The sequence below is a fragment of the Mycobacterium sp. VKM Ac-1816D genome, from assembly GCF_000416385.1.
Taxonomy (GTDB): Bacteria; Actinomycetota; Actinomycetes; order Mycobacteriales; family Mycobacteriaceae; genus Mycobacterium; species Mycobacterium neoaurum_A.
Window position 1 is genome coordinate 106,796 of sequence record NZ_AOHQ01000113.1, and the last position, 11,307, is coordinate 118,102.

Here is an 11,307-nt window from a genome sequence, read left to right on the forward strand (position 1 = left end):
GTCAGCCGCGATCCGACCACCGGAACACCGCCAGACAACCGATCAGACCGCCGATACACCACGCGGTCAGGACGAAGAAGATGCGCCAATGCTCCCAGCTGCCGGCCGGCTCGACCGCGGCGAGCTCCGGGGGCAAGAGCACCGATCGGAACCCCTGCGCCATCCACTTCACCGGAAACAGCGAACCGATGACCAGCATCCAGGTGGGCAGCGCCATGATCGGGACGTAGGTGCCGGACACGAACTGCAGGCCGACCGCAGGCCCGTTGGTCAGCGCCGCAGCCGACACCGCATTGCTGGCGATATTGCTGATGAGCACCCCGAGCAACGAACAACTGATGACCCCGAGCAGGAACACCCAGGTCAGGGTGAACCAGCCGAACAGGTCGGCGGGCAGCCTGAGCCCGAAGGCCAGCACCCCCACCAGAAGGAGCAGGATCGCCTCGGCCAAGCTGACGATGAGGACGAGCATGATCTTGCCGATGAAATACGACGTGGCCGTGGTCGGTGTGCCGCGCAGCCGCCGCAACGCACCGGTATCGCGGTCGGCGGCGATGCTGATGCCCAGATTGACGAACGATGTCGACAGGATCCCGTAGGCGAGCATGCTGGCCGCGATCACCGAGCCCGTGCTGACCCCGCCGACCGGCAGCTTCTCCGAAAAAATCGTACCGAGCAGCAGACAGATCACGGCGGGCATCGAGAACGTCAGGACCATCTGTTCGGGCCTGCGGTAGAACATCTTCAGCTCGGGCAGCACCCGGGAGTACCCGATGCGCAGCACCGAGGGAACCGGGCGGGCATGCGCGCCGGCGCTCATGAATGACCGATCAACTGAAGGTAGGCCTCTTCGAGGGTCGGCCGCGACACCGTCAGACCCGTCAGCTCACGCCCGTCGGCGCCGAGTCTGCTGATCAACTCCGTCGGCGTCGCGGTCCGTTCGATGCGCTCGATGTCACCGTCGAACCAGCGGACCGTGGCCGCGGTGTCGACGTGTTCGGTCAAGCGGGTCGGCGAATCCACCGCCACGAGGGTTCCCGCGGCCACCACCGCGACCCTGTCGGCGAGCGCCGCAGCCTCCTCCAGGTAGTGCGTCGTCATCAGGATCGTCGTCCCGTCGGCGGCCAGCAGTCTGATCAGCTCCCAGAACTGTTGGCGCGCTTCAGGATCGAATCCGGTGGTCGGCTCGTCCAGGAACAGCAGCTCCGGCTCGCCGACAATCCCCAAAGCCACGTCGAGTCGACGCCGCTGACCGCCCGACAGCGTCCTGACCTTGGCATCGGCGGCACCGTCGAGGCCCACGAGGCCGAGCACATCCCGCGGCCGACGCGCCGCACCGTAGCAGCTGGCGAACATCCGGACGGTCTCTCCGACCGTCAGCATCCCGGCATCGCTGACCTCCTGGAGCACGATGCCGATGCGCGCCCGCCAGTACCGACCGGCGGTGCCGGGATCTTCACCGAGGACGAGCACCTGCCCGGCATCGCGGCGCCGGTTACCCTCCAGGATCTCGATCGTCGTCGATTTGCCCGCACCGTTCGGGCCGAGGATCGCGAACACCTCGCCATACTCCACGTCGAGCTGCAGATCCCGTACCGCACACCGATCGCCGTAACTCTTGGACAGCCCGCGCACATGCACCGCTGTGTTGGGGAAATCCACCGTCACGGAGCGGTCGCCTCACCGTCGGACATCTCCCCGTCCGCTTCGAGCTCGGCCAGCAGGGTGCGCAACTCTTCGTCGGTAAGATCTGCCAGCAGATCGTCCACATCGGCGCCTTCGGTGGCATCGCCTTCGCTGGAATCGGTTTCGGCGACCGGCACCGCACCGTGGATGGCATGCAGCTCGCCGAGAATCCGGTCGGACAACGAGTTGACGCTGACACCGCGCAGGATCTCCAGTACGGGGACGTCGATGGAGAACACGGCGTTGATGCGCACCCGGAAGTCCATCGCCATCATCGAGTCCAGACCGATATCGTCGAGCATGTCATCGGGGCGGATATCGGCTATCCCACAATCGAATACGTCGGCAACCACGCGCTGCACCTGTTCGGCGATGAGGCTGCGTCGTTGCGCCTCCGGAGTCGCGGCGAGGACATCGAGGATCGACGAGCCCGCCCCCTCGGCGGTCACCGACGAGCCGGCCGATTCGAGGTCGGCGAACATCGCGGGCAACCGGCCGCCCATGCCTGCCTGCCTGGCACGGTCCCAATCAGCGGTGATGGCAACCACACTGGGGATCCGCTGGCTGATCAGCCGGCCCAGGATGCGGGCACCCACAGCCGGGGTGATCAGCTCGATCCCCCGCTGGGCGTAGATCTTCTCCAACTTCAGTTCTTCGACCATCCCCACCGACCAGGGCCCCCATCCGATGGTCAGCGCCGGCACACCCTGTGCCCGCCGATGGTCGGCGAAGGCGTCGAGGAAGGCGTTGGCGGCCGCGTAGTTGGCCTGCCCCGGCGCGGCGATAGTCGATCCGGCCGACCCGAACAGCACGAAGAAATCCAGTTCGTGCCCGGCGAACACATCGTGCAGCACCCTGGCGCCGGTGACTTTCGGGCCCAACACCCGCGCATAGTCCTGCTCGCTCATGTTCACGATCAGCTGGTCGTTCACCGAACCCGCCGCGTGCACGATGCCCCGGACCGGCCGGCCGCCGCCGCGCAGGTGCCCTGTCAACCACCGGTTCATCTCCTCGGCATCGGTGATATCGGCACTGACGGTCTCGATCTGGGCACCAAGGCGCTCGATCAACCGGAATGCGGTGACAGCCTTGATGTGCGGATGGTCCTCGGACAGCTCCGACCACTCATCCCGGGGCGGCAGCGCTGTTCGTCCGATCAGCGTGATGTGCCGGGCACCGCGCTCGGCCAGGAATCCGGCGACGACCCGACCGAGCGCACCCGCACCTCCGGTGACGACATAGGTGGCATCGGCGGACAATTTCATCGGGAACGGCTTGGTGAGCCCGCCGCACAGCCGCAGTCGCGGGACCAGGGTGGTGGTACCCCGGATCGCGATCTGGTCCTCGGCCGCGCCTGTGAGCACGTGCTCGCATATCCGGGTGGCGATGTGCGCGCCGTCATCGGCGGAATCGATATCGATCAGCCCACCCCAGATATCCGGGAACTCCTGATGACCGATGACACGGCCGAGCCCCCAGATGCTCGCCTGATCGAGGTTGGCCACCGCGGTACCCGGCGTCGCCTGGGCATTGGCGGTGACCAGAAAGATCTTGGGCTTCAGCGTCGGGCGGTCGGCCAGCGTTTTGACCAGCCGCAGGATGCTGAACGGACCGACGTCGAGATTGTCCGGCGACCCGTCGGCCATGTCCATCGGCCAGCAGTCGATGATGCCGCCGAGGTCGCCGTCGTGCTCGTCGATGATTGTCGCCCAGTCGATTCCGTCGGGACGGTGGCGCAGCGTGCGCACCCGTCGGCCGTGCGCACGCAGCGTGGCGGCGACCTGCTCCCCCACGCCCGCACCGTCGGTCAACACCAACCAGCAGGAATCGTCGACCGCGGTGGGTGCGTACTCGCCCGTATCGTCGGCCGGCGACCAGTGCAGCTCGTAGAGCCCCTTGTCGATGTGGTCGACCGACATCCGCGACGAGGAGCTCAGCGATTGCACGGTGAACCCGTCGAAGATCGCGAGCACCCCATCGTGCGCATCGGTGACGGTGATATCGCATTCGACGGCATCCCTGGTCGCCGATACGACGTGCACCTGCACGGTCATGCTGGGTGTGGGTGACCCGTACACCGCGCAGCGCCGTATCCGCGTCGGCAGGTAGGGGTCCTCGTTCTCTTCCTGACCGGAGAACGGTGCGCCGAACAGGGTCTGGAATGCCCCGTCGATCAGCGCGGGGTGGAATCGGTAATCGCCCAGTTCACCGGCGATCTCGGCGGGCACCCGCAATTCGGCGGTGGCCCAGTCGTGTCCGGCTCGAACAGCGGTCACCGAGCGGAACGCGCCGCCATAGTCGAACCCGATCGCCTGGGTGCCCTGGTAGAACTGATCACCATCCATCGAGCTGGACGGACCGGTCCCGGCCGGGCGTGCGTGCGCGACCGTGGGACAGGTGCCGAGTTCGGCCGTCGCGGTGATCGCCCATTTGAGATCGCCGTCCCCGGTGGCCGTGAACGACGCGAATTCGACGGTACCGTCGTCCTGATTGAGCGTGGTCCGGATGATGGGGTCGCATCGGTCATCGAGCAGCACAGCGCGGTGCAGCACCAGATTCTCGACGCTGTGCTCGGATCCGTAGGTCTGCCTCCCCGCCGCCATCGCCATCTCGACGTACACGGCGCCGGGCACCACCACACTGCCCTGGATACGGTGTCCTTCGAGGAATCCGTGTGCGGCCGTGCTGATCTCGACCTCCCAGGTCGGGTGCACACCGCGTACCGGCTGACCGAGCAGCGGATGCACCGGTGTGTAGAACAGCGCCTCGTCGACCTCGTAGTTGTCGTACCAGTACCGCTTGGTCTGCCACGGGTAATGCGGCAGGCCGGCCACCTGAGATCGGTTGCCTGGGTAGACCCGGTCCCAGGCCACCTCGTGTCCGGCGTTGTGCAGCGCGCCGAGGCAGGTCAGCAGGGTCCGAAGATCGTCGTGCTCGCGGCGTTGTGTGGACATCACCGAAACGCGTTGCGCACCGGATGTTTCCAGGATCGAGGCGGCCAGCACCGGATGCGGCCCGAGTTCGACGAAGTGGGTGTAGCCGTCGTCGAGCATGCGGCGCAGCGCGGGCTCGAACAGCACCGTCGCCCTGGTGTTCTGCCACCAGTAGGCGGCACCGGCGTCATAACCGTCGAGCAGTTCACCGGTGACGGTCGAATACAGCGGTAGGCGCGCCGGGTCGGCCGACAGTCCCGCCAACGAGTCGAGCAGATCCGCGCGCACCGCGTCCATGTAGTGGGTGTGATACGGAACCTGCACGGCCAGGTACCTGTTGAAGATCTCCGCCTCGTCGAGCTGCCTGGCGATGTCTTCCAGGACGTCACCGTCACCGGCGACGGTGACCGCCGACGGGCTGTTGATCGCCGCGATCGACACCCGACGACCGAACTCGTCGGCGATCTTCTGGTCGATGCCCTTCATCAGGGTTTCGGCGTCCAGCCCCACGGCAAGCATCCGTCCCTGCCCGCTGGTGCGCTGTTGCAGCCGGCTGCGGTGATAGATCACCCGGACCGCCTGCTCGAAACTGAGCAGGCCGGCGAGATGGTGGGCGGCCACTTCCCCTGCGCTGTGGCCGATCACGGCATCGGGAACGATCCCGAACTCGGCGAGCTGCGCGGCCAGCGCCACCTGGATCGCGAAATTGGCGGGCTGGGCGATCTCGGTATCTGCCATCCGGGACTCGGATTCGTCGCGATTCAGCTCCTCGATCAGCGACCAGTCGGCGTACCGCGACAGCTCACGATCGGTACGGCGGATGCTTTCTGTGAATACCGGTGCCACGTCGAGAAGTCCGCGACACATCCGCCACCACTGTGGACCCATTCCGGTGCAGACGAAGGCCAGCTTCGCTGTGCCCGAACCGATTCGATCGGCCTCGACGGTACCGCCGTCGGCCAACGCACGCAGCTGCTCGCGGACGTCGGCGAGGTCCTCGGCGATGACGGTGTGCCGGTGACTCAGATGGGTGCGCCGGCGGGCCAGTGTGTAACCGAGATCGGTCAGTGCGATATCGGGGCGCGCCTCGAGGTGGTCGGCCAGCCGGCCCGCGGTGGCGACAAGGGCCTCGGCGCTGCGGGCCGAGATCGGGATCGCGGCCAGCGGCAGCGGATTCACCGCCGTGGGCGTGGTCGTCGACGCCGGCGGTTCGGCGAGCACGACGTGGGCATTGGTGCCGCCGAAACCGAAGGAGTTCACCCCGGCGATGCGGCGTGCCGCCGGCGGAAAGGGCCGGCCCGTCGGCGGGATGTCGATCTTGAGCTCGGCGAGGGACACGTGCGAGGTCGGATTCTGCAGGTGCAGATTGGCCGGGATGAAACCGTGTTTGACCACCATGGCGGCCTTGATCAACCCGGCGACACCGGCCCCGGCCTCCAGGTGGCCGATGTTTGTCTTGACCGAACCGATGACCAGCGGTCTGCTCGCCGGACGGTCCGTGGTGAGCGCCTGTGCCAACGCCCGCATCTCGATCGGATCGCCGACGGGGGTACCGGTTCCGTGCGCCTCGACATAGCCGATCTGGTCCGGGTCGAGCTCGGCGCGGTGCAGGGCGGCCTTGATCGCCACCCGCTGAGCGTCCTCACGGGGCACCGTGATGCCGTCGGTGTGCCCATCCTGGGACACCGCCGTGCCGAGGATCTGGGCATAGATGTCGTCACCGTCGCGCAGCGCCTGCTGCAACGGTTTGATGATCACCACGGCGCCGCCCTCACCGCGGGCGTAGCCGTCGGCGGCGTCGTCGAAGGCGCGGCTGCGGCCCTGCGGGCTGAGAAATCCGCTGCGGGATTCGGCGATCGCGGTGTTCGGTCCCACCATGATGTTGACACCGCCAGCGACGGCCAGCTCGCACTCACCGTTCCAGATGCTCTGGGCCGCGAGGTGTGCGGCGACCAGCGAGCTCGAGCACGCCGTGTCGACGGTCATGCTGGGGCCCCGGAAATCGAAGGCATGCGACAGGCGATTGGCCAGCATCGTCATCATCATGCCGGTGGCCGAATGCGGCTTGAACCGATATCGGCTGGTCCGCCCCTGGTTCTGGATCAGCTGATAGTCGAGGGTGAACCCGCCGATGAACACGCCCACATCGGTGCCGGCGACCTGGTCGACCGGGATGCCGCCGTCTTCGAACGCCTCCCAGGTGACCTCCAACAGGAGCCGCTGCTGCGGGTCGAGCGAATGCGCCTCGCGCGGCGAGATTCCGAAGAACTGGGGGTCGAACTGGTCGATTTCGGAAAGGAACCCGCCCCGGCGAGTCACCACCTTGCCCATCTTGGCCGGATTGGGATCGTGATACCGCTCGGCGTTCCACCGGGTCGACGGGACGTCGCCGGTGGCGTCGACCTCGTCACGCAGCAGGCGCCAGAAGCTGGTCGCGGTGTCGGCGCCGCCGGGAAAGCGGCAGCCGATCCCCACAATCGCCAGGGGTTCACGGGGGGTGGGCAGTACGGTCACAGACATCGGCACTTTCTCGCGGCGCTACACGGCTCCACTGCATTCGTAGCCGCGACGGGGTTGGACGGGTACCCCGATTCCTTTCCGCTACCGATGTCCGTGGCGATCAGCCTGCCTGCAGCGCCGGCGACCGGGTGACGATCCATTCGCCGATGATCGGATCGGCGTCCTGCTCACGGCGATAGGTGTTGCGCAACTCGCGCAGCAGCCCGTCACGCTGCCACTCCTGGACCTGGCGCATCACCCGGTCGTCGTCGAAATGTGTCGACTTGGCCGCAAGGACGGTCTCGACGAGTTGCCCGGCGATCTGGCGTAGCAGGCGGGCGTTGGCGCCGAACTGGGTGTCGAAATCCGGTCGGGCTTCCATCATCGCGTGGTGCAGCGTCACCATGAAGTTGAGCGGGGCATACAGGTCCAGGAACGGCACCGTCACTCCGGAATCCTCCACCGCGGACCACTCCCGGAAAAACTTCTGCATCCGGTTGCTCAAGGCGATCAATCCGTCGAGCTGCGGGACGAATTCCGGATCGTCGGTCAGGCGAACATAACGATCGTTCATGTAGAGCAGGCCGATGAATCCCCAGTAGAACCCGATATCCCAGACCACCTTTGCCGACATCACGGCCGGGGTGCCCATCACGGCGTACTGGTCCTGGTAGATCGCCAGCCACATCTCGGTCAGCGACCGGAACAGCGTGTCACTGACCGCCGCACGGGCCGTGACGTCCTCACCGGCCATCTCACGGTGGATCAGGTCGGTGATCAGTCCGTTGCCGATCGCGACGAGGTCGAGGCCAGAGGAGTACAGCGGGTCGAGGAAGATGCCGGCGTCTCCGGTCAGTCCCCAGCGCTGCGCGCCGTCATAGACCTTGCTGACCCCGTGGCTGTACTTCTTCATCACCCGGAAGTCCATGATCTGGTCGTCGTGCTCGGCCAGCACCGCTGCACACTGCGGTTCGTGCTCGCTGAGCCACGCCTTGGCTTTGTCCAGGGTGTTGAACCCGTCGAACGGGTGTAGCGCCGGGTCGGCGACGATTCCGACGCTGGTGGCTCCCGATCCCAGCCGGATCAGCCACACCCAGTAGCCCTCGCCCATGAGGTGGTTGGTGGACATGGCCCGGTCGCCCTCGACCAGCCGGGAGTGGTAGCCGGGATCGTCGCTCCAGGCGTTGATGTCGATCTCAGTGGCGACCCGCAGCCACGCGGCGTTGCAGTGGTGCTCGTTGGTGAGCTTGAGGTCCAGCTGTCGCGGCAACGTGCGGTTGCGCCCGGAGGCGTCGATGACCCAGCGGGCGGACACCTCGACCTCGGCGGTGTCGGTCTGATAGGTGACGACGCTCGGTGCGGCCTGGAGCTCGACCGAACGCGCACGACCGCACCGTATTTCGACGCCCGCAGCCAGACAGCGGCGGTGCAGTTCGTTCTCCAGCCGCCCACGGTCGATCTGATAGGTGACCTGCGGTACGAAAGAGGAACCACCGAGTTCCATCCGGGTCGCGATATCGGTATTGCCGCCGTCGGAGAAGAACATCCGCAGTCCCATCTTGCGTAGATGGGCAGAGCTCAGGTGATCGCCGAGCCCGAGCGTCTCACGCAGATAGTGCGCCGAGATCTCCACGGTGGATTCACCGACGGTATGGGTGATCTCGGCCAGCGGATAGCTTTTCGGCTCGATGATCAGCACCCGGACGTCGGGGCGTCTGTCCCGCAACTGCAGGGCCAGGCCCATCGCGGCGACACCGCCACCGATGATGACGACATCGTGATCGGCCGACGGGCCGTCCGCCGCCGGCAGCTGGTTTCTGATCTTCCGCGCAAGAGCTGCTCGCGTCCGCGCGTCGAGGTGGGCGAGTTCAGGGCGCATGAAATTCAACATACCCATCGCGCCCGGGACTCGACGGTTACTGGGAAATCTCGGCAGGCTGCCGGTGGCGTCCATAGACGAGTTCGAAGATCGGCGAGGTCATCAACGTGGTGACCACCGCGACGATCACCAGGATGGTGAACAGGGTGGGGGTGATGATGCCGGCCTGGAGCCCGATGTTGAGCAGGATCAATTCGATCAGCCCGCGGGCATTCATCAGGGCGCCGAGGGCCACCGATTCGCGCATCGGCACGCGACTGATCCGTGCCGCGACCGCGCACGCGACGCCCTTGCCCACGATGGCGACGATCAGCAGTCCCGCTGTGATGGCCCACAGCCGGGGGGTGTTGACCAGGCCGATCTGCGTGTTGAGCCCGGAATAGACGAAGAACAACGGCAGCAGCAACTTGGTGGTCAGGGGTTCGATCTTGTCGGTGAGCCGGCCGGCGAAGTAACCCGACGGCATCGCGATGCCGAGAATGAATGCGCCGAAGATCGCGTAGATGCCGATGGTGTCGGTGAACCAGGCGCAGGCCATCAGCAGGATCAGGACCGTACTGAGCATCGATCCGCTGATGGCCTGCTGCTGCTCGGCCTTGGCGCCCATCGGCGCGAGGGCGCGCTTACCGATGGTCAGCACCACCACGGTGTAGAGCACGCCACCGCCGATGGCGAGGACGGCGAGCATCGGGCTGTTCTTGTAGACGGCCAGCACGACGGCGAGGATGCACCAGGAGATGGCATCGGAGGTGGCACCGCACGCCAGCGCAAGCGTGCCCAAAGAGGTTCCGGTCAAACCCTTTTCGAAGATGATTCGGGCGAGCATGGGGAATGCCGTGATGGCGATCGACGCGCCGAGGAACATCATCGCCATGCCGAGGTTGACGCCTTCGCCGAAGAACTCGCCGCCGCCGAGCAACGGGATCGCCGCGAGCGCGCCGATGATCAGCGGCGCGAAGGTCCCGGTGGCAGAGACCGCGGCGGCGGTGCCGGCCCGCTGCCGGACGTGGTCGACGTCGAAATTCATGCCGATCACGAACATGTAGAGCACCAGGCCTACCTGCGCGGTGGTGTACAGCACGATGTTGGACGTCCCCGACGGGAACAGACCGGCCTGCAGGTCGGGGGCGATGCGGCCGAGCAGCGACGGCCCGAGGACCACGCCGGCGATCATCTCACCGACGACGGGGGGTTGCCCGACGCGTCCGGCGACGATGCCGGCCAGCCGGCAGGCGGCCAGGATGACGGTGAGTTGCAGAAAGAACTGGATCGCGATGTCCGCGGGCATACGTCAGGTTAGCCAGCCGAAGATTGTCACCGCGGCACGGTCTGCTTGAGCGTGGTCAGTGCGGCCGCGGTCAGCCCGGCGAACTCGGCGGTCTCCGCCGATTCCCATGCGGTGTCGACGAGTTCGGCCATGCGTCGATCGGTCATATTCTCGACCTCGGCATAACGGTCTTTCTTGTCCGCGCCGTCGGCGAACGGTTCGGGCCAGCCGAACATTGCCGCATATCGCGGTCCCTTGTTCAGCATGTGCGCCTCGATGGGGCTGATCCCGGACAGGCTGAGGGCGTTGAAGTGCAGACCGGCCCGCAATTCACGCAGCACGAACATGACCTGTAGGGCCCGCGCGGGCGCGTCCTGGGCCAGCGGCATGACCTTCCAGCCTGCGAAGAGTGGGAGTGACGAGGTGGGTGCGGCGGCGATCAACCTCTCCCCCAGTTCGGCGATGCGGTCGAGGCCCTCGGCCGTGGCCAGGTACCGGCGGCCGAACTGCGCGGCCTGTTCCCAGTACACCTGCGCCGCGGCGGCGGCACCGCGGACGGCGATGCCCTGGTCCCACAGGGCGGCAAGGCCGGTGGGCTCGAAGACGGCGAACACCGCCGCGACGGTGGCGCCGGTGGCGTCTCCGAGCACGCCGCCACGCCCGGCGACATACCCGGCGAGCGGATTCTGGTAACCCGCCGCGCTGCTCTCGGCGTAGGTCTGCGGGTGCAGCATGAACATGGCGACCGCCTGTTCCACGGCGGCCCCGGCCGCCGCGGCGTGCCCGACCAGATCGGTATCAGTCATCCCCAGGCCTTTCGGTGGCATCGGTGTCGGCTCGAACAGTAGACGGCGGCGGATCCGGTGGCGGCCGAGTTCCATGGGGATTTCGGACAGACGGCCTCCAGCAGCACCGTTGGTCGAGCTGCTTGATCTCAGATTTTTCTTTGGTCTCGTCTGTCTCTGGTGTCACATTGTGGCGTGTTGTGTCGGTGGTCGCACGTATGTTCGAGTCATGGGATCGGATGTGGTGGCCAGTCGGGA

6 protein-coding genes are annotated in these 11,307 nt (G+C 66.4%); all 6 read right to left on the bottom strand.

Translation table 11 applies throughout. The annotated features are described in order from the left end of the window. Position 1: 1 nt before the first annotated feature. Positions 2 to 820 (bottom strand): ABC transporter permease, encoded by an 819-nt coding sequence (locus G154_RS04470; RefSeq protein WP_019511460.1) that lies wholly within the window; start codon positions 818 to 820, stop codon positions 2 to 4. Then, on the bottom strand, positions 817 to 1,668 hold the full coding sequence (locus G154_RS04475) for an ABC transporter ATP-binding protein (protein WP_019511459.1): 852 nt from the start codon (positions 1,666 to 1,668) through the stop codon (positions 817 to 819). The genes G154_RS04470 and G154_RS04475 overlap by 4 nt, the downstream gene beginning before the upstream one ends. Beyond that, positions 1,665 to 7,139 (bottom strand): type I polyketide synthase, encoded by a 5,475-nt coding sequence (locus G154_RS04480; protein ID WP_031601575.1) that lies wholly within the window; start codon positions 7,137 to 7,139, stop codon positions 1,665 to 1,667. The genes G154_RS04475 and G154_RS04480 overlap by 4 nt, the downstream gene beginning before the upstream one ends. A 100-nt stretch (positions 7,140 to 7,239) precedes the next feature. After that, on the bottom strand, positions 7,240 to 8,997 hold the full coding sequence (locus tag G154_RS04485) for an NAD(P)/FAD-dependent oxidoreductase (RefSeq protein WP_031601576.1): 1,758 nt from the start codon (positions 8,995 to 8,997) through the stop codon (positions 7,240 to 7,242). A 37-nt stretch (positions 8,998 to 9,034) separates the two neighbouring features. Then, complete coding sequence (locus G154_RS04490) at positions 9,035 to 10,285, bottom strand: cation:proton antiporter (protein ID WP_019512966.1); 1,251 nt, start codon at positions 10,283 to 10,285, stop codon at positions 9,035 to 9,037. 26 nt (positions 10,286 to 10,311) lie between these two features. Beyond that, complete coding sequence (locus G154_RS04495) at positions 10,312 to 11,070, bottom strand: hypothetical protein (protein WP_023985962.1); 759 nt, start codon at positions 11,068 to 11,070, stop codon at positions 10,312 to 10,314. Positions 11,071 to 11,307: the final 237 nt, after the last annotated feature.

Bases quoted from the DNA above. Each gene is read 5' to 3' on its own strand.
- G154_RS04470 (WP_019511460.1), bottom strand. From the start codon at position 820: ATGAGCGCCGGCGCGCATGCCCGCCCGGTTCCCTCGGTGCTGCGCATC.
- G154_RS04480 (WP_031601575.1), bottom strand. From the start codon at position 7,139: ATGTCTGTGACCGTACTGCCCACCCCCCGTGAACCCCTGGCGATTGTG.
- G154_RS04490 (WP_019512966.1), bottom strand. From the start codon at position 10,285: ATGCCCGCGGACATCGCGATCCAGTTCTTTCTGCAACTCACCGTCATC.
- G154_RS04485 (WP_031601576.1), bottom strand. From the start codon at position 8,997: ATGCGCCCTGAACTCGCCCACCTCGACGCGCGGACGCGAGCAGCTCTT.
- G154_RS04495 (WP_023985962.1), bottom strand. From the start codon at position 11,070: ATGACTGATACCGATCTGGTCGGGCACGCCGCGGCGGCCGGGGCCGCC.